The sequence below is a fragment of the Candidatus Cloacimonadota bacterium genome (assembly GCA_020532085.1).
In the GTDB taxonomy this organism is placed as follows: Bacteria; Cloacimonadota; Cloacimonadia; order Cloacimonadales; family Cloacimonadaceae; genus Syntrophosphaera.
The window spans coordinates 20,764-40,076 of the sequence record JAJBAV010000027.1; the positions used below are offsets into that span (position 1 = coordinate 20,764).

The window sequence follows — 19,313 nt, forward strand, 5'->3', positions numbered from 1 at the left end:
GTTTATTTATGATCTGTCAGAGCTTGTTTCGCGTTGCATCCTTTTGGTCAGCTAAATCTGTAACATCCTTGGAAATCGATCACATCCTGCCATCCACGCTCACACGCTGGCGTCGAGCGAGGAACGAGCATCGACGGCAGCGAAACCGTTCATCATTCCTGTCGTCCCTGCTGGCAAATCCGCTGGACGCCAGGATACCCTCAGCGCCAGGTCTGGTCGCCGTGAAGCTGCCAGGAACCTCCTTCATAAATGAAATAGGAGGCGTCGCCGGAGGTTTCGGGTTCCGGATAGCTGTAGGTGGCATCGGCCGCCTGGAAGGTCATGGTCATGAACACGATGGCGCGGTCGTAATTGACCTCCACTTCGCTGATCTCGCAATCCAGCAGCTGGTATTGGCCGCGGCGGTTCAGCCAGAGTTGGCGCAGTTCCGCGCTGTACATGCCCCTGTGGCGGAAATCCGGATGGACATGGGCCATGATGCCATCCACCTCGCCCCAGCTGAAATCGCGGGAGATGTCGTAGATGATGTTGCGGATCTCGTATTCATCGGCCGCGGTGGGGTCGGGATCACAGGAGGCAAGGAAGAGGGCGAAAAACAGCAGCAACGCGCTGAAATATCTCACTTTGCCTCCGAGGGAACGAGGGCCAGCTCCGCCAGGGTTTCCACGTGCCAGGTGTGGGGAAACATGTCGAAGGATTGCAGCTGCTTCAGGCGGTAAAAGCCGCTGGCCAGGAGGATCTTGAGGTCGCGGTGCAGGGTGATGGGCGAGCAGCTGAGGTAGAAGATCCGGGGGATCCGGGCCTCGATCAGCGCTGTCAGGGCGGGTTGGCGCACACCGGCGCGGGGCGGGTCCAGAATGATCACGCCGGGCCGGGCCTGGGCTTCACCCTGGCTGGGCGCAAGCAAAGCCGGCAGGGCATCTTCCACCCGGGCGCAGAGAAACCCGGCGTTGGCGATCTGGTTTTGATGCCGGTTGAGTTCGCCGTCGGCCACCGCGCTGGGGTTTTCCTCGATGCAGAGGACGTTTTGGGCTTCCCCGGCCAGGGAGAGGCCCAAAGCGCCGAGCCCGGAAAAGGCGTCGTAGATGTTTTCGCCCGGCGGGATCCTGCTTTTCAGGTGGGCGATGATCAGTTCCAGGGTGGCCGTGTTCACCTGCCAGAAAGAGCGGTAATGCACGCGGAAACGCAGACCCCCCAGCTCCTCCTGCAGCCAGGGCTCGCCGAAAAGCAGCTTTTCTTCCGAGCCGAGGATCACGTTGCCGCGCTCGCGGTTGATGTTCTGCACGATGCCGGTGATGGCCGGAAATTCGGCGGTGAGCTGTTTCACCAGAAGCTGGGTGAAGGGCAGCTTGCCGGAGCGGGTCACCAAGACCAAGATCACGCGCTGGCGGTCCCGCGAACAGCGGAAACCCACGTGCCGCAGGGTGCCGGTGTGGTTCACCTCGTCATATGGCTTCACCCCTGTCTGGTCCATGATCTGCAGGCAGCGGCGGGCGATGGCGTCGAAAACGGGGGGATGAAGCTGGCAGGACTCGTGAGGCACTATCTGATGTGACCAGCGGGCGTAGATGCCAAAGCTGAGGCCGCCAGCCCCGGCGCCCACGGGCATGAAGGCCTTGTTGCGGTAATGGCGGGTGTCCGGAGAAGCTATGGTCATGGGGATATCCAGTTCTGGCGCCAGGGGTTGGAGCAATTCGCGGAGCAGGTCGCCCTTGTATTTCAGCTGGATGGGATAGTCGATGTTGAGCCAGTCGCAGCCGCCACAGGGCAGCTCAGAGGCGAAGGAGGAGCAGGACGAGGGTATCACTCCCTCTCCGCGGCGCAGATATTCTTTCACCCGGGCGAAGGCCACATCCTTGCGCTCGCGCAGCAGCTCGGCTTCGATCTCGTCGCCGGCGGCCGTGTAGGGCACAAAAACGGCCTTGCCCTCGCTGAACCCGATCCCGTGGCCTTCAAGGGCCAGCTTGGTGATCGTGAGCTGGAAGTTTTTCTTCACACCATCAACTTGCGCAGGGCCGCGATGCGTTTTTCAATGGGGGGATGGGTGGCGAAGAGCGACATGATCTGGCTGCTGTTGATCTTGGCGATGGCGAAGGCGTCCTTGCGGGCAGTGTGCACGTGAGCGCCGCTGATCTTTTCCAGGGCGGTGATCATGTGTCCCGGGCTGGTGAGCTGTGCGGAGCCGGCATCAGCGACGAATTCGCGGCGGCGGGAATGAGCTGCCATCACGATGTTGGCCAGGATCATCAGCACGTTTTGCAGGATCATAGCGATGGCGGATTGGCCGGCATTGTTCATGATGCCGGCGCTGCCGTTTTGTTCATCCCGCTGGCCCCGGCGGGCGCTGAGGATGGAGGCGATCACGTTTGCCAAAAACAGCACGAAGGTGTTCATGGTGCCCATCAACAGGGTGGTGGTAACCATGTCGCCTTCGGTGATGTGGGTCATTTCGTGTCCGGCCACCGCGGCCAGCTCTTCCTCGTCCAGGTTTTGCATGATGCCGCTGGAAAAGGCGATGAGCGATTTATCCTTGGAAGCGCCGGTGGCGAAGGCGTTGTTGTCCGGAGATTGGTAGATGCCGAATTCCGGCATGACAATGCCCTTGTGGGCGGCCATTTTTTCGATAGTGTCATAGAGGTGGAGGGCCTTGCCGGAAGCGTTTTCGCGGGTGAGGGGGGTGATCTTGTAGGACGATTTGGCCAGCGCTTTGCTGGAAAACAGCGAGATCACCGACCCGGCAAAACCGAACACGGCGCACATTATCAGCAGTTGGACCCAGCTTTCTGTGGGAACGCCCACCAGCCGCATGATTACACCCAACACGGCCAGGACCAGGAAGTTGACGGTGAGGAAGAGTCCCCAGCGTTTGATCAATGCTTTCATGAGTTGATTTTCCTCCTTAATGGGCATGAGCATTTCACGATGCGCGACAAGCTTCCGCTGGCGGACGGACTGGAAATGCTTTTACACAAACAGGTTCCGCGGCATGTTTTCATCTCATCGCTCCTTGACGCAAAAGTTAGCTGCCCCAAGGCCATGCGAAACGCCGGGCTTGCAACAGCTGTCATATTTTTCATTATTCTGAAAGGCGAAAAAATGGCAAGGAAAATTTTCGCAAACGGGATGCGGAGCAGGCATCCCGCGCCTCTTTGGACAGCCAATACCTTGATGGGATGCGGGCCGGCGGGCCGGCGGGAACGGAAGCGGCTCACCTTTGGCCTTGACAAATACCTGTGTCTGGAAAAATCAGCCAACAAATGCTGTTACAAGGCCCAGGGCCTCAAAACTGCCCAGGCCGGAAGGAGACATGATGGAATATCCCTTTTCAAAAATAGAGCAAAAGTGGCAGAAGATCTGGCGGGAAAAGCGGATCTTCAACCCCGGCGACGCCGCCGTCAAGCCCAAATATTACGTGCTGGCAATGTTTCCCTATCCTTCCGGGGTGCTGCATTGCGGGCACGCTTCCAACTATTCCATCAGCGACGCCATCGCCCGCCTCAAAATGATGGAGGGTTACTCTGTGATGCAGCCCATGGGTTACGACTCCTTCGGCATGCCGGCCGAAAACTTTGCCATCCAGCACAATTCCCATCCGCGCCTCACCACCGAGGAAAACATCGCCGCCATGCGCGGGCAGTTTGACGCCATGGGCTTCGGCCTGGACTGGGACCGCGAGGTGAGCACCTGCCGTCCGGACTACTACGTCTGGGGCCAGTATCTCTTCAAAAAGCTTTACGAAAAAGGCCTGGTCTATCGCAAAAAATCCTGGCAGAACTGGTGCGACAACTGCCAGACCGTGCTGGCCAACGAGCAGGTGGAAAACGGCCTCTGCTGGCGCTGCCACGGCGATGTGGACCAAAAGGAACTGGAGCAGTGGTTTTTCCGCATCACCGCCTACGCCGAGGAATTGCTCGATTTTTCCAAGCTGATCGACTGGCCGGAACGCGTGATCACCATGCAAAAGAACTGGATCGGCAAAAGCGCCGGCACCCTGATCGATTTCCCGCTGGAAGACGGCTCCGAGGCCATCAGCGTGTTCACCACGCGCCCGGATACCGTTTACGGAGTTACTTTCATGGCCCTGCCGCCGGAACATCCGCTGGTGCAGGCCTGGCTGGCGGAAGAGCCGGCCAACCACGCCCTGCACGATTTTTGCCGCAAGGTGATCAATGCCGACAAGATCCAGCGCGGCGCCGAGGACACCACCAAAGAGGGCGTTTTCAGCGGCCGGCATTGCCTCAACCCCCTCAACGGCAACAAGGTGCAGATCTGGATAACCAACTATGTGCTGATGGATTATGGCACCGGCGCGGTGATGGCCGTGCCAGCCCACGACCAGCGTGACTTCGAATTTGCCCAAAAATACGGCATCCCCATGCTGCTGGTGATCCAGAACCCCCAGCAAAGCCTGGTGTTGGAAAAGATGAGCGAAGCCTACGTCGAGCCCGGGATCATGGCGAATTCCGCGCCCTTCGACGGCCGCGACAGCGAAGAGGCCAAAGCGGCCATCTCCGCCCTGATCGAGGAGAAAGGCTGCGGCAAGGTGACGCACACCTACCGTCTGCGCGATTGGGGAATTTCCCGCCAGCGCTACTGGGGCAACCCCATCCCGGTGATCCACTGCTCCCGCTGCGGGGTTGTGCTGGTGCCGGATGAAGACCTGCCGGTGCTGCTTCCGGAAAACGTTCAGGTGGGCCGCACCACCAGCAATCCGCTGCTTTCGGTGCCGGAATGGTACAGCGTGGCCTGTCCGCAGTGCGGAGCCGAGGCCAGGCGCGAAACCGACACCATGGACACCTTTGTGGACAGCTCCTGGTATTATGCCCGCTATGCTGATCCCAAGAACGATTCAGTCCCCTTCGACCCTCCCAAAGCCAAATACTGGCTGCCGGTGGACCAATACATCGGCGGCATCGAGCACGCCGTGATGCATCTGCTCTACGCGCGCTTCATCGGCAAATTCATGCGCGACCTGGGCTGGCTGGACTGCGACGAGCCTTTCGCCAGATTGCTCACCCAGGGCATGGTTACCAAGGACGGCGCCAAGATGAGCAAATCCAAAGGCAACGTGGTGGATCCTGGCTATATCATCGACCGCTTTGGGGCCGACACCCTGCGTACCTTCCTGCTTTTCGCCTCCCCGCCGGACAAGGATTCCGAGTGGAGCGACGATGGCGTGATGGGCGCTTTCAGGTTCCTGAACCGCGTTTGGCGCCTGATCGAAAGCAATCTGGACACCCTGAAACGAGGCCTGCAGCTTTGTGCTGAATTTGAAGACATCTCCGCCCCGCTGCGCGAACTGCTGTACAGCTCGCACAGCACAGTGAAAAAGTGGCTGGAGGACTGCCAGCACCGCCTGCAGTACAACACAGCCATCGCCGCCGTGATGGAGCATCTGAACCACTGCGCGTCCGTGAAGGACCCCGCCGGGCTCTCCGACGCCGATCTGGCCGTTTATGCCGAAGCCTGCGGGATCATTCCGCAAATGCTCTACCCCTTCGCGCCCCACATCGCCGAAGAACTCTGGCAAATGCTGGGATTCACGGAGCTATTGCACGAATCCGGCCTGCCCGGTTATGAGGAAAAATACCTCGTGCGCGACCTCATCACCTACGTGGTGCAGATCAACGGCAAGCTGCGCGGCAAACTGGAAGTGGCCCCGGATATCGATCCGGAGGAACTGAAAGCCCTGGCCCTGGAGGTGGAAAACGTGAAGCGCAGCCTCGCAGGCTGGGTGGTGAAAAAAGTGATCGTGGTGCCCGGCAAGATGGTCTCCATCGCCGCGGGCAAATAGAACCCCCACATATATTTACAGGCGGGGGTGGCTGCGGCTGCCCCTGTTTTTTTGGGCTCTCGTGCAAACCGAGTGGGTGGGGTGACAAAATGACTGATGAACTTTATACCAACAAGTCTCGATTCGTCATTCCGGACGCAGGTGCTTTAGCGCCGGAGATCCGGAATCCAGACCTTGCGGGAATAGCAAGTCCAAGCGGGGTCGAAACAGACGCAGTCTGTATCGACACCCTCTGAGGGCATTACCTGGACCGTCTGGATTCCGGGCCCGACTGCGTCGTCCCGGAATGACAATCCGATGCCGGCCGGTTGAAAGTTCTGTATCCAGCCGATCCCTCCACCCACTCGGTTTGAAAGAGAGCCTTTTTTTTCGCCTGCGCCCTTAGCTCCTTCCCGTCCGCCCCCCAATCGCCTCCCGCACAGTTCCCGCCCGACAGGCGGGAAGTCTGCGGGAAGTGGGCAAGGGGTGGATGCGAGGGGGCTCAGGGCGGGTCAACTGAGAAATTGGTGGGAATGAAGGGGTGGCGGCTCAGGCGTGCAGGTCCAGACCCAGGGTGTGTATCCTCTTGCTGAGGTTGGATTTGTCCATGCCCAATTGTTTCGCCGCCCGGGTTACGTTGTAGTCGTTGGCCCGCAGGTATTGGCTGATGATGCGGGCTTCGCACTGCCTCAGGTGTTCGCGCAGGGAACTCTGGTAGAGCTCGGCCGCCTCCAGCTCATCCGGCTGCGCCACAAGATCTTCCGGGTTTAAAACATCGCCTGAGGCAAAGATCACGGCGCGCTCCACACAGCTGCGGAGCTCGCGCACGTTTCCCTCCCATTTCTGTTCGCCCATCCAGTCCAGCGCCCGGCGCGATATCTCTTTGGGGGCCTGTTGGTTGCGCCGGCAAAAATCAGCCACGAAATGCCTGGCCAGGGGCGCGATGTCGCAGATCCGCTGGCGCAGGGGCGGGATGTGGATGTGGATGGCATTGAGGCGATAAAAGAGGTCTTCGCGGAACGTTCCGGCGCGGATGGCGTCCTGCAGGTCCTGGTTGGAGGCACTGAGGATGCGGGCGTTGGAGCTTCCCACCTTGCCGCCTATCCTTTGGATCTCGCCTTCGGAAAGGACGCGGAGCAGTTTGGCCTGCACTCCGGCGGGCAATTCCCCCACCTCATCCAGGAAGAGGGAGGTGTTTTGGGCAAATTCAAAATAACCTTTGAATGCTGAAACAGCGCCGGTGAAAGCGCCTTTTTCATAGCCAAAGAGCTCCGCTTCAAAGAGTTCCCGCGGCACAGAGGCGCAATTGATGCTTACCAGTTCGCGGGTGCCAAACTTGCCCAGGCGGTGAATGGCGCGCACGGCCAGTTCCTTGCCCACGCCGGTTTCGCCGGTAACGAGGACGGGGGTGTCAAATTTGGCCGCGGCGCTGATGGCGGTAAAGACCTTTTCCATTTGGGCGGAAACCCCCACCATGCCGATGGCGGCCTGTTCCAGGTGGCGCAATTGCCTTTCCTGCAATATCTTGTTGTTCAGATTGGCGATCCGCAGCAGCAGATGTTCCGGCTCGACGGGCTTTTCGATGAAATCCGTGGCACCCTGCCTGATGGCGCGCACCACATCAGGGATGTGGCCGGATCCTGAGATCATCAGAATGGTCATGCGGGGATATTTTTCCCGCACCTCGTCCAGCAGGTTGAAACCATCCATGAGCGCGGGAAAACAGAGGTCGAGCATCATGATGTCGAAACCGCTTTGCTGCAAGGCCTGGCGCGCCCCCAGGGTATCGAGGGCGAGGGCGACCTCGTAGCCATTTTGGCGCAGAAGATCACCCACCAGCCGGCAAAAGACGGAATCGTCATCCGCCAGCAGGATCCTGGCCCTATCCATCCGCTTCACCCTTCAACCAAAAAGTCACCACAGTGCCCACCCCTTCCTCGCTCTGAACAAGGATGGAGCCGCCCATCGAGGCGATGATCTTTTTGGTTTCGGGCAGTCCGATGCCGGTGCCGCTGTCCTTGGTGGTGAAAAAGGGTTGCCAAATCTCTTCCAAATACTTGGCCGGTATGCCTTTGCCGCTGTCCTCCACTTCGATCATCACGCTCTGTTTGCCGCTCGGGCCGGAGTGGTTGGGAAATCTTTTCACACTGAGGTGCAGGGTCCCACCCTCCGGCATGGCGTCAAGGGCGTTGTTGATCCCGTTGCCCAGCGCTTCTTCGAAACGGATCGGCTCGATCCAGGCTTCCACGGAGGAGAGGTCCCAGTTTTTGATCAGCTTGATCTTCGCCGGGATGGTGAGGCGCTCCAGGCAGTGTTCCACAGAGGGGATGATGTCCTGCAGCTTGAGCTCATAATCCTTGAGCTCGGTGAAGCGCTGGAAGGCGTGGGTGAAGATGCGGATCTGTTCTATTTCGCTGCGGATGATATCCGTATATTTCAGCTGGTTGTCGTCCAGCCCATCCGCCTGTAACGGCTTCAGGGCCAGAATGATGTTGGTGATGTGACGTCTTACGTTGTGGGAGAGCCTGCGGGCGGTATCAGCCCAGGCCAGGGTGGCCGAGGCGTCTTCAGGCGCGGGGAGGTCAGGTTGGGCTGTGATCAGAAACCTGGTGCTCAGGCCCCGCAATTTCTGAACCTGAATGTTGTGTTGAAGCTTTTCGCGGCCCAACTGCAGAGGGCGGTTCAGAACCGCGGCGCCGTGGGCTGAAAAATCAGGCAACAAGGCGGCCAACTCTGGATAGAGGCGGGAAAGCGACTTCAGGTCTCCGGGCGGCAGATTGCCGTTTTCATCTTTCACCAGGCCTAGCAAATAGTCATTCATGTGGATGATCCTATCCTGTGAAGCCATCAGGATCGCGCCCTGGCTGAGGTTGTTGATGGCCATCAGGAATACGCGGCGGCGGTGATAGATGTGGATGAGCAGCAGGATCAGCGTTAGCAGCAGCAATAACGTGAGATAGGCCAGATTCGCCTGGATGAAGCGCGCGAACAGCTGCCCCAGAGGCAGGCGCCGGTATTGGTAATAGCGGACCTCAGCCCCGATGGTCAGCGCGATCTGCGGCGCTTTGCCAAAACCGGCGTTCACGATGTGGACACGGAAACTTTCATCCGGATTGAAAGGGTTGGCCAGCTCGGCCCGGGACTTGAGATCGCTGTTCAGGACCACAAAACGGTTGTCCAGGGTTTGCACCAGGATCTCCTTGTTCCCGTCCAGATCGAGGTCCTCCACACCCCAAACGAAGCTGACGGGATCGCGGAAATTGTGGCGGACCTCCCGGAACTGCTCGTCGAGAACGATGAGCGGGGAATTCAAGGCGGCCAGCAGAATCAGTTTGCGGCCCCTGCCGTCCATCAAATTGTATATGGCTTCCGGGTTGTTGGCTTCCAGATTGCCGTTCAGCGACCAGGTTGACCTCTGCGTGAACCTGGTCCCGGTCCAGTTCAGCCATTTCACGCAATTTTGCACCTCGGCGTTGCCTTTGGTGGAACAAACGGCCAGGATCTCTTTTGTGCCGTCCTCGTCCACGTCGTCGGAGGCCAGCAACACCTGGCTGTACCCTTCGTTAACCAGTTCATGGTGAAGCAGTTGGCCCCTGGCATCGAGCACCATCAACCAGGAATGGGAGTCGTCCATGCCCCGCAGTTCGCGGTTGGTGTTTTTATAGGCGATGGTGCCGCAGACCAGTTCCTTGTCGCCATCCCCGTCAAAATCGTCACAGAGCAGGGATGCGATGCTGGTTGTGATGTCAAAGCGCCATTTCACAGCGCCGCTGTCAAAATCGTAGACCACCAGGCCGCGGGGGTTCACGGTGTAGGCATCCTGGGCCAGACAGACCAATTCGGGCCTGCCATCGTTGTCGATGTCCTCCAGCAGATTGGGAAAGAGGGTCCCGTACCATTCGAAGTCCGGGCGGTTGATCAGCGAATCCGTGCGGGCTATGGCCGCGAAGGCCTTGTCCTCGCGTTTGAGCATGTTTTCCCAGATGTAGTGATAGCCGTGGACGGTGGTGGCTTTTTGGTCGTTGACGCTGAGGAACATCCACCTGTTTTGGTTGCGGGGATCGGTGAGCACCGTGACGCCGCGCAGAGGTTGGGAGAAGTTGATCTGGGAAATGTCTTTGCCGATCTGGTCGCGCACCAGCAGCATGTGGATATTGGTGCCCTGCGGCGCGGCGGAGAGCAGATGGTCGTAGTTGTTGCCGGAGAGGTCGCCAAAGGCCCAGTTGTAGGACACATCCCTCCTGGGGGTTACTTGGCCGGGACCCAGCTCGTGAGTATTGAAACTGCGGCTGTAACGGCAGCTCGGGATGCCCAGAGCAACCAATCCGGCCACCAGTACCAAAAACTTTTTCATACTTCCCCAAATTAATTTTATTGAGGCCAGTCTAATTCACTTCCCCGCCTGTCAAGCAAAATAATCGGCTGATTTCCCGGTTCGGGCACGGCCGGGAGATTCTGCTTGACAGAGATGCGATGCGGCAAAAATGGGAAAGTCGGTCCGGATGCGCGCTGGAACTATTCCCCGGTTGAATTTGGGGACGCCTTCGGGCTGTTGATAAAAATACACAAAAGAAATTAGGAGCCTTGATGCCCTCCATCGCGGATAATCTGAACAGGGAGCGGAAAAAGATAGAGCAAACGCTGCAGAGATGCGGCCGGACGGCCTCGGAGGTGACTCTTGTGGCCGTCACCAAGACCCATCCGGTGGAGGTGGTGGAAGAGGCTTTGCGCCTGGGCATCCGCCATATCGGCGAAAACAAGGTGCAGGAAGCCCTGCGCAAGATACCCCTGCTGAGCGTGCCGCCACAGGGATTTCACTTCATCGGCCACCTGCAATCCAACAAGATCAACAACCTCCTGAGCCTGAATCCCTTGCTGATCCATTCTGTGGACAGCCTGCACATCGCCCGGGAACTGAACCGCTCGCTGGGCCGCAAAAACCTGATTCAGGACATCCTGGTGCAGGTGAACACCACGGCCGAAACCAGCAAAAGCGGTGTGAGCCTGGCCAACGCGGAGGAAATGATCTGGCAGATCGCGGCCCTGCCCTGCCTGCGCGTGCGAGGCCTGATGACCATCGGTTTGATGAGCATCGACGCGGAACGAACCCGGCCCTATTTCCGCCAACTGCGGGAACTTTTCGACCAGCTCAGCCGCCAAAACATCCCCGGGGTGGAACTTAAACACCTCTCCATGGGCATGAGCGACGATTTCGAGGTGGCGCTGGAAGAAGGCTCAAACATGCTGCGGCTGGGTTCCGCGCTGTTTGGCCAAAGGACCCCCGGAGGCGCGCAGTGAACTTTCTGATCATCGCCCTGATCATCGTTTTGGCCTATTTCTACGGCTGCTTTTCCACCGCGCGGATGCTCACCAAAACCTTTCGCTCGCTCAACATCCACAAAGTGGGCACCGGCCTGGCCGACACCGAAAACATCTACACCCACGTGAGCCGCCCCATGGGCGTTCTGGTGGGCGCGCTGGACATCATGAAAGCCCTGCTTTTCCTGCTGGTGGCAGAGCTGCTGTTGAAACTGCTGGATGCCTACAGCCCCATCGCCGGCGGAGAACTGCTGTATCACAGAAACGTGATGCTGCTCTATGGACTGGCGATGCTGGTGGGACACTGTTTGCCGGTAACCCACAGATTCAAGGGCGGGCGCGGGATCTTCACCTACACCGGCTATCTGCTCTATTTCACGCCCTGGCCCATGCTGATCGCGCTTGTTTTGGCCTGGTTGATCGTGGTTATCTGGAAGCAGATCCGCTTCGCCCAATATGTGATCGTGATCCTGCCGGTGCTGCTCACCCACGTTTTCTACGCCTTTTTCCCCGGCATCCGGGAAGAACTGCCCGGCTCCTTTGTGGCCATCATTTGGGGCATCGCCATCCTGATGGGGGCGCTGAACTTCGCCGTCTCCAAAAAACTGGGGGAATTGTAATGCCCGCCAGGCCCCGGCAAAACAAGATCCCTCAACCGGTCCGCAGCGTCCCGGGGCCGCGCCCGCTGCTGAGCGCGATCGACAAGATCACCCTGGCCTACTGCGCCTGGATCGTTATCTACATGACGTTCGGCATCTTTCTGGGCCGGGCCAGCCAACCCGGGATCCATTTGCCCCGGCATCTGCTGATCGCGGGGCTGGTGGTGCTGCTGGCCTGGACCGAGAGCAGGATGGAGCTCTCAGCCAAACCCATGCTGCTCAAGGCCTTGCGCTTCTTCCACGGCATCTACCCGGTGGTCCTGTTCACCTATTTTTACAGCTCGCTGCACTCCGTTAGCCTGATCATCTTTCCCGAATGGCTGGATCCTTGGTTCATGGACCTGGACAGCAGGATCTGGGGTTACCTGCCTTCCCTGGAATGGGGACGGAGGTACAGCCAGCCGTTCTTTCAGGAACTGTTCCACTTCGCCTATTTCTGCTACTACCCCATGATCGGCGGCCTGCCCCTGTACCTCTATCTCAAAAACAGGCCTGCTTTCCGGGAGCTGATCTTCAACCTCACCTTCGTGTTTTACGCCTGTTACGTTTTCTACAGCCTCTTCCCTGTGGTGGGAGGCCGTTTCCACACCGAATCCTACCAACTTTCCCAGTCCTTCCGGGGCGGGCTGTTCACCCACATCATGGCTTTCATTTACAACCGCAGCAGCCATTGGGGCGGCGCTTTTCCCAGTTCCCACGTGGCCATCGCCGTCGTGCTCACCATCGCGGCGCTGAAATTCACCCGCAGATGGGGATACGTGTTTGCCGTGGTCTCCGTTTTCCTCTCCGTCGCCACCGTCTATTGCCACTATCACTGGTTCGTGGACGCCGTGGCCGGATTGTTCACCGGAATTCTGGGCTATTTTGCCGCAAACTGGACCCGCCACCAACTGGAGGTTGACCAAGTATCATGAAAATCCTGCTCATTTTTGCCATAACCTTAATCTGCGCGGAACTTGCAGCCTACGGGGAAGCTCTGCCCATCACCTCCTTCGACTACGGAACCCCGGAAAACAGCGTCTCCCCCACCGCCATCGGCATGGGCTGCCTGAATGTGACCAACGCCAGCGATTTCTATGCCAGCTACTCCAATCCCGCGCTGCTGGGCGCCAACGACTACAGCCTGGTCTCGGCTTCGTTCCGGGTGAAGGGCGACGAGGACATGACGATCGCGGAGGCGGCCCAGTTCAGCAACGTGCTGCGGCCCAGCCAGTTCAAATACGTCACCGTGGTGGCCAAACAAACTGCCTGGACCTATCAGCCCGTGGCCGCCCTCAATATCATAGAAAACCCTGATCCAGCCTGGCCGCACAACCCGTCCGGTTACCGCTATCTGGACTATCAGCTGGACAAGTGGCAGATCACCCTCGCCAGCAGCGACGATTCCTGGCGCCCCATCCGCTTTGGCCTCAACGCCAAATACCTCACCGGCCGGCTGGTGTACCTGCGATCCGCTCGGCCGGACACCACTTTCATCGACACCAAGGTGAGGGGTTTTTCCACCGATCTGGGCCTCACCCTGCAAACTGGCAGCTTCACTTTTGGGCTGGTTTCCACCGACCTGCTTTCCCGGCTGTGGTGGGATTGGGGCTACAACTCGGTGCCCCTGCAAAGCCGCCTGGCCTTTGGCGCCCAATACGGCACGGAATACCTCACCGTGAGCGGGGGAGTTCAGGGCCGGCTTTCCAAAACCCCGGACACCACCTACCATCTGGGCCTGCAGTACCTTTGGGATTGGCAGGGCGGCGCTTCCGACCAGGGCGACTCCCAGGCCCTCACCGCCAGGATCGGCCTTTACAGCCGCGACTTCAGCGGAACGGACAACATCAACTACACCCTCGGCGCCGGTTACAACTACAAGGTCTTCCGCTTCGACTTTGCCCTGAACAACAAAGGCCTGAAGCTGAGGGACAGCGAATACCTCTTTTCCCTGGGAGTGGGATTGCCTTAGGCCATGGGCGGGCTCAGCTTCCTCAATTCCGGCCTGCTGCTCTTCACCGCGGCCACCGTTTTGCCTCTGCTGATCTGGCTGTTGGCCAAAAAGAAGCCCAAACGGGTGGTCTTTCCCTCCCTCCGTTTCATCAAGGCCGGTCAGGAAGAGGAGAAGAAGCGCACCCGCCTCAAAAACATCCTCCTCCTCATCATCCGCATGCTCATCATCCTGCTGGTAACCCTGGCCACCACCCGCCCGCTGCTCCGCTCATCCCGCCTCAAACCTTCATCCAACCATCCTCCCACCGCCCTCGCCATCCTGCTGGACACTTCCTACAGCATGGACTATGTGGAGGATTCCCGCAGCGATCTGGACCGGGCCCGGGACGCCCTCAAAAAGATCGCCGCCCTCTGCGATCCGGAGGACCGAGTGATCCTGGTAACTTCTGAGGAAAAATGGAACCGCCTGCACGCCCAGATCTATGCCGGCAGGCCGCCTTCCGAACTGATCGACCGGATCTCCACCACCTACACCCCCCTGCCCCTGCAGACCATGCTGGAACTGGCAGAAGCCAAGCTGGCCGAAACCCAGCTGGCCAACCGCGAACTATACCTCATCACCGATGGCCAGAAACAGGATTATCCCGCCTCACCCGAAACCAGGCTGAACGTGATCAACATCGCCCCCGGCCGGGAACCGGCCAACCTGAGCTGTTCCAACGCCCGGGTGCTGCCGCAGTTGGTGGAAAGATCACGCCGCCAGAGCATCGAGTTTCAGCTCACCAACCACGGCACCCAGCCCCAAGACGAGGTGCTGGTGAAAGTGGTGCTGGGCGAAGCCAAGGTGGCGGAGAAATTCGTGGCGCTGCCCGCGCGGCAGACGGTGAATCAGAGCATCTCCATCGACCTGAGGCAGGATGGCTGGCAGAGCGGTTATGTGGAAGTGGTGGACGACCGTCTGGAGCAGGACAACCGCAGCTATTTTTCCTTCCCCTTCCAGCTGGCGCCCCGGGTGGCCGTGATCACCGGCGCGCAAGGCCTGCCCCTCTCCCTGAGGTCGCTGCTAAGCGTCTATGCCGGCAGCGGCGGCAGCGTCGACAGGCTGGATTCCAGCCAACTCAACCTTGCCCTGCTGGACAGCTACCAGACTTTGGTGTTCGTGGGTTCCGCACCCTACTCACCCAAACTGCGCGACATAGTGGCCAAACTAAGCGCCAGCGGTCGTGGCGCGCTTTTTTGCCTGGACGGAAACCTTTCGGCGGAATACCGCTCACTGCTGGGCGGGATCTTCGAAGTCAGCTTCGGCGCCTGGCAGAGCGAGCCCAAAACCATCGGCTACGTAAATCCCCAGCACTACACCACCTCGCTGCTGGCGGGCAAGAACATCCGCTACAACGCGCTGGCGGAATACTGGAAACTCTCCGGGACCGGCGGGGCCACGCTGCTCAGCGGAGCCGGCGAGATCTTCGCCCTCGCCAAAAACAACTTTGTGCTCTGGAATTTCGATCCCGGCGACCAGCGCTCCACCTTTCTGCTGGACGCCGCCTTTGCCGTTTTCGCCTATCGCAGCCTGGAACACGCTGGCACGCTCATGGCCGCCGGTGAAAACCACCTCTTGGGCGATATTGTCAACGCCAGCGAAGTGATCCTCCCCAGCGGGCAAAACCTACAACTGGCCAGCCGCACCCATCTGCTGGAACAACCGGGCATCCACTCTCTGCTCCAGCCGGACGGTCCCGCCAAAGTGATCGCCGTGAACGCCCCGCGGCAGGAAAGCGAGTTTGAACCCATGGACTACAAAGGCCTCACCAATATCAGGCTGCTGGGGCCGGACTGGATCAAAACCCTCTTCCACACACGCCTGGGCCACGACCTCTGGAAGATCCTCCTGGCCGCCGCGCTGCTGCTGGTGATCCTCGAACTCATCCTCGTGAAAAGCGAGGAACTGCGTCCCGCCACGGCGGCGCCCAACCCCGCAACTGGAAGTGAGACATGATCTTGGAAAAACTTAATGACCCCTCCGCCATAAAAAATCTCAGTCCCCAGGAACTCGCCCTCCTGGCCAAGGAGATCCGCAAACGCATTGTGGATGTGGTTTCCCTCAACGGCGGACACATCGCCCCCAGCTTGGGCACGGTGGAACTCACCCTCGCCCTGCTCACCGTTTTTGACCCCCTCAAGGACCGTGTGGTCTGGGATGTGGGCCACCAGAGCTATGCCTGGAAGATCCTCACAGGGCGCAACGAGCGCTTCGGCACCCTGCGCTCCTTTGAGGGCATCAGCGGCTTCACCAACCGCGATGAAAGTCCCTGCGACGCCTTCAGCACAGGCCACAGCAGCACTTCCGTCTCCGCCGCCCTCGGCCTTGCCTGCGCCCGCGACCTGCAGCGCGAAAGCGGCTTTAGCATAGCCGTGATCGGCGACGGCGCCCTCACCGGCGGCATGAGCTTCGAAGCCCTCAACCACGCCGGGCATCTGCAGAAAAACAAGTTTCTGGTGATCCTCAACGACAACGCCATGTCCATCTCCCAAAACGTGGGCGGACTGCAGAAACACATGGCCAGGATGATGGCCAGCCGACCCTACAACACCCTCAAACAGCAGATTTGGGACCTCAGCGGCACCCTGCCGGACAACCTCCGACGCCGCTTCATCCTCGGCGCCCAAAAGCTGGAGGAATCGATGATGAACATCCTGGTGCCAAACATCATCTTCGAGGACCTCGGCTTCAAATATGTGGGCCCCATCGACGGCCACGACATCAGTCTCATTTCCAGCATCCTCCGCCGCGTCCAGCGCCACATGGTGGGCCCGGTGCTGCTGCACGTGGTTACCCAGAAAGGCCGCGGCTACGTTCCCGCGGAGCGGGACGCCTCTTCCTTCCACGGCGTGGGACCCTTCGACGCCAACAGCGGCAAGCAGGCCTGCAGCGGCAGCGAAAGCTGGAGCGAGGTCTTCGGCAAAAGCCTGGTCCGCCTGGCGGAAGCGGATCCCAAAATCGTGGCCATCACCGCCGCCATGGCTGCCGGAACCGGCCTCACCCCCTTTGAGAAGAAGTTTCCCAAGCGCTTTTTTGACGTCGGCATCGCCGAACAACACGCCGTTACCCTGGCCGCCGGGATGGCCTGCAAGGGTGTGAAACCTTTTGTGGCCGTCTACAGCACCTTCCTCCAGCGTGCCATCGACCAGGTGATCCACGACGTCGCCCTACCCCGCCTGCCGGTGGTTTTGTGCATCGACCGTGCCGGACTGGTGGGCGAAGATGGCTCCACGCATCACGGCGCTTTCGACGTTTCGCTGCTCTCCGCCATCCCCAATCTGACCATCCTTTCGCCTTCCACGGCGGAGGAACTGGACGCCATGCTCACTTTCGCCGCCCACCATCAGGACGGCCCGATCGCCATCCGCTATCCGCGCGGGACCGCACCCTGCGGGGAAACGCCGCTTACGGAATTCGCGCCGGGGCGGGCCGAGGTTCTCCACTCCGGTAAAAAAATCGCCCTCATCACCGACGGCGGGGCCAGAACGGTGGCGGAAAAAACCCACGGTCTGCTGCTTGAAGCCGGCCTGGACCCCTGGCTGATCAACCTCCGCAGCCTCAAACCGCTGGATGAAGACTTGCTGCTTGAACTGGCCGGAAGCTGCTCCTGGCTTTTCACCTTTGAAACCAACGCCGTGATCGGCGGCACTGGGGCCCGGATCGCCCAGCTGCTGGCCGCCCAACCTTGCCAGGTGGCCAATTTCGGCTATCCAGACAGCTTTGTCACCCACGGCAAGACCGAGCAACTGAACGAACTTATCGGCTTCACGCCAAAGCAGCTCGCAGAACAGATCCTGAACCACCTCAAAGCCTGATGCCGCCAACGCTAGAACCCATCTGCGCCCAGATCACCCCCCCGGGCTGCGCCGCCGTCAGCGTCCTGAGGATCAGCGGCAGCGGCAGCATCGGCATCGTTGCCCAGTTTTTCCGGCCCCGCCGGAAGCTGCTTACCAGCCCCTCTCACCGCGTTGTCTTTGGCACCTTTCACAGCCGGGACGGCCGGCCGCTGGACCAGGCCCTCTGCACCGTCTTCCGCGCCCCCGCCAGCTACACAGGCGAAGACTGCGTGGAGATATCCTGCCACGGCAACCCCCGCCTGAGCGCCAGGATACTGGAGAACCTTTTGCTGGAGGCGCGCCTGGCCCATCCGGGGGAATTCACCCTCCGTGCTTTGCTGAACGGCAAACTCGATCTCACCCAGGCCGAGGCCGTGAATGACCTCATCTCCGCCACCGGCAGCAAGGCCGAAAACGCCGCCCTGATGCAGGTGCGGGGACTTTTATCCAAACCCCTGCGGGAGGTGCTGGACGCCGTGAACGACGCCCGCCTGCGCTGCGAACTGGCCATCGATTTTGCCGATCAGGACCTCCCACCTCTCGACACCGCCGACCTGAGGAACAGGATCTCCGCCGCGCTGGAACATGCCCGGGAACTGCACAGCGAAGGAGCCCGGGGCCGCTTCATCCGCGAAGGGATCCGCGTCTGCCTCGCCGGAGCGCCCAACTCTGGAAAATCCTCCCTCTTCAACGCCTTTTTGCGCTACAACCGCGCCATCGTGACCCCCCATCCCGGCACCACCCGCGATTACCTGGAGGAAAGCGTTTCCCTGAGCGGCTACAACCTCATCCTCTCCGACACCGCCGGATTGCGCGACAACGCCGGTCCCATCGAGCGCGAAGGCATCGACCGCAGCCGGGGGCTGATGAGCTCCGCCGATCTGATCCTCTTTCTGCTGCCAGTGGATGAATTCACCGCAAACAACGCCGCCGCCTCCCTTTCACCCCATCCGGCCAAAACCCTCTGGCTGGCCAGCAAATGGGACCTTGGCCAACCCGAAACCCCAGGCTCCGCCCCGGTCGACTGCCGCGACGGCTCCGCTCCCGAACTCGCGCTACCCGTTTCAGCGCTGGCCCCGGATGGCCTGAACACCCTCCAAAACGCCATCCTGAAACGCTTTGAGCTGCCCCTGGAAAATCCCGACCGGCCCCTGGTCACCAACGCCCGGCACCTGGCCGCGCTGCAACGCGCCATCACAGCTCTCTCCAGTGCCCTGGTTTCCCTCGACAGCCAGGCCGGCTACGAATTCACAGCCTTCGACCTCATCGCCGCCGCCAACGCCCTCGGCGAAATCCTCGGGGTCTCCTCCGATCCCGATCTCCTGGGCCGCATTTTCGCCGATTTCTGCATCGGCAAATGAATTCTTGGGCCGGTCAGGCTGGTGTCGAGTGCTGGAGTCGAGCGAGATACGAGCATCGACTACAGCAGAACTCCGGGCATACACATTTTCATATGAGTTAACTGATTGAACGAGTTTTCGGATTTAAACATCCCCCACACAGCCCCAGAGTGTCAATCCGGGGAAGCGTGCGTTAGCACGCGGGGCCCCGGAATCCAGGCCTTGCGGGAATAGCCATCCGTCACCACGCCGCCAGGTCAACACATCCACCCCCACCCAATTCATACCAAGACCTTTGCACATAATCCTCAGGGTCTGGTGAAAAAGTAAGAGCATTTAGGATCAAAAAGTAGTTTTTGAAATCTGCAAATAATTCTTGACAAAATAGATAGGCTCATATTTTGTCACTCTATC

13 protein-coding genes are annotated in these 19,313 nt (G+C 59.8%); 8 read left to right on the forward strand and 5 right to left on the reverse strand.

What is annotated here, in order from left to right; all coding sequences use genetic code 11:
- Positions 1–200 precede the first annotated feature (200 nt).
- The 3 genes from LHW45_07910 to htpX are packed head-to-tail and all read right to left on the reverse strand — an operon-like array spanning position 201 to position 2,883.
- Entirely contained in the window at positions 201–623 is a 423-nt protein-coding gene (locus LHW45_07910) for a hypothetical protein (protein ID MCB5285495.1), read from the reverse strand.
- Entirely contained in the window at positions 620–1,996 is a 1,377-nt protein-coding gene (gene rlmD / locus LHW45_07915) for a 23S rRNA (uracil(1939)-C(5))-methyltransferase RlmD (protein ID MCB5285496.1), read from the reverse strand. Before rlmD ends, LHW45_07910 begins: the two co-directional genes overlap by 4 nt.
- A complete protein-coding gene (htpX, locus tag LHW45_07920) occupies positions 1,993–2,883 on the reverse strand; it encodes a protease HtpX (protein ID MCB5285497.1) in 891 nt (296 codons plus the stop codon). Before htpX ends, rlmD begins: the two co-directional genes overlap by 4 nt.
- A gap of 427 nt (positions 2,884–3,310) precedes the next feature.
- Here htpX and leuS point away from each other — a divergent pair, with 427 nt between their 5' ends.
- Positions 3,311–5,794 (forward strand): leucine--tRNA ligase, encoded by a 2,484-nt coding sequence (leuS, locus tag LHW45_07925; protein ID MCB5285498.1) that lies wholly within the window; start codon positions 3,311–3,313, stop codon positions 5,792–5,794.
- A 528-nt stretch (positions 5,795–6,322) separates the two neighbouring features.
- Here the strand turns inward: leuS and LHW45_07930 are convergent.
- Positions 6,323–7,663 carry a sigma-54 dependent transcriptional regulator gene (locus tag LHW45_07930; protein ID MCB5285499.1) on the reverse strand — a complete coding sequence of 447 codons (1,341 nt, stop codon included), beginning with the start codon at positions 7,661–7,663 and terminating at the stop codon, positions 6,323–6,325.
- A complete protein-coding gene (locus LHW45_07935; GenBank protein ID MCB5285500.1) occupies positions 7,656–10,127 on the reverse strand; it encodes a hypothetical protein in 2,472 nt (823 codons plus the stop codon). The genes LHW45_07930 and LHW45_07935 overlap by 8 nt, the downstream gene beginning before the upstream one ends.
- Before the next feature lie 233 nt (positions 10,128–10,360).
- Between LHW45_07935 and LHW45_07940 the strand changes: the two genes are divergently transcribed.
- The 7 genes from LHW45_07940 to mnmE are packed head-to-tail and all read left to right on the forward strand — an operon-like array spanning position 10,361 to position 18,920.
- Positions 10,361–11,071 (forward strand): YggS family pyridoxal phosphate-dependent enzyme, encoded by a 711-nt coding sequence (locus LHW45_07940; GenBank protein MCB5285501.1) that lies wholly within the window; start codon positions 10,361–10,363, stop codon positions 11,069–11,071.
- Entirely contained in the window at positions 11,068–11,712 is a 645-nt protein-coding gene (locus LHW45_07945) for a glycerol-3-phosphate acyltransferase (GenBank protein ID MCB5285502.1), read from the forward strand. The genes LHW45_07940 and LHW45_07945 overlap by 4 nt, the downstream gene beginning before the upstream one ends.
- Entirely contained in the window at positions 11,712–12,665 is a 954-nt protein-coding gene (locus LHW45_07950) for a phosphatase PAP2 family protein (protein ID MCB5285503.1), read from the forward strand. Before LHW45_07945 ends, LHW45_07950 begins: the two co-directional genes overlap by 1 nt.
- Positions 12,662–13,702, forward strand: coding sequence for a hypothetical protein (locus LHW45_07955; GenBank protein ID MCB5285504.1), 1,041 nt, complete (start codon positions 12,662–12,664; stop codon positions 13,700–13,702). The genes LHW45_07950 and LHW45_07955 overlap by 4 nt, the downstream gene beginning before the upstream one ends.
- 3 nt (positions 13,703–13,705) lie before the next feature.
- Positions 13,706–15,679 carry a BatA domain-containing protein gene (locus tag LHW45_07960; GenBank protein MCB5285505.1) on the forward strand — a complete coding sequence of 658 codons (1,974 nt, stop codon included), beginning with the start codon at positions 13,706–13,708 and terminating at the stop codon, positions 15,677–15,679.
- Complete coding sequence (gene dxs, locus LHW45_07965; GenBank protein ID MCB5285506.1) at positions 15,676–17,538, forward strand: 1-deoxy-D-xylulose-5-phosphate synthase; 1,863 nt, start codon at positions 15,676–15,678, stop codon at positions 17,536–17,538. The genes LHW45_07960 and dxs overlap by 4 nt, the downstream gene beginning before the upstream one ends.
- Positions 17,538–18,920: a tRNA uridine-5-carboxymethylaminomethyl(34) synthesis GTPase MnmE gene (mnmE, locus tag LHW45_07970; GenBank protein ID MCB5285507.1), complete on the forward strand. Its 1,383-nt coding sequence runs from the start codon at positions 17,538–17,540 to the stop codon at positions 18,918–18,920. The genes dxs and mnmE overlap by 1 nt, the downstream gene beginning before the upstream one ends.
- The last annotated feature ends 393 nt before the right edge of the window (positions 18,921–19,313 follow it).

Coding starts and splice junctions, on each gene's coding strand:
- LHW45_07955 (MCB5285504.1), top strand. CDS start 12,662: ATGAAAATCCTGCTCATTTTTGCCATAACCTTAATCTGCGCGGAACTT.
- mnmE (MCB5285507.1), top strand. CDS start 17,538: ATGCCGCCAACGCTAGAACCCATCTGCGCCCAGATCACCCCCCCGGGC.
- leuS (MCB5285498.1), top strand. CDS start 3,311: ATGGAATATCCCTTTTCAAAAATAGAGCAAAAGTGGCAGAAGATCTGG.
- LHW45_07935 (MCB5285500.1), bottom strand. CDS start 10,127: ATGAAAAAGTTTTTGGTACTGGTGGCCGGATTGGTTGCTCTGGGCATC.
- LHW45_07930 (MCB5285499.1), bottom strand. CDS start 7,663: ATGGATAGGGCCAGGATCCTGCTGGCGGATGACGATTCCGTCTTTTGC.
- dxs (MCB5285506.1), top strand. CDS start 15,676: ATGATCTTGGAAAAACTTAATGACCCCTCCGCCATAAAAAATCTCAGT.
- LHW45_07940 (MCB5285501.1), top strand. CDS start 10,361: ATGCCCTCCATCGCGGATAATCTGAACAGGGAGCGGAAAAAGATAGAG.
- htpX (MCB5285497.1), bottom strand. CDS start 2,883: ATGAAAGCATTGATCAAACGCTGGGGACTCTTCCTCACCGTCAACTTC.
- LHW45_07960 (MCB5285505.1), top strand. CDS start 13,706: ATGGGCGGGCTCAGCTTCCTCAATTCCGGCCTGCTGCTCTTCACCGCG.
- LHW45_07950 (MCB5285503.1), top strand. CDS start 11,712: ATGCCCGCCAGGCCCCGGCAAAACAAGATCCCTCAACCGGTCCGCAGC.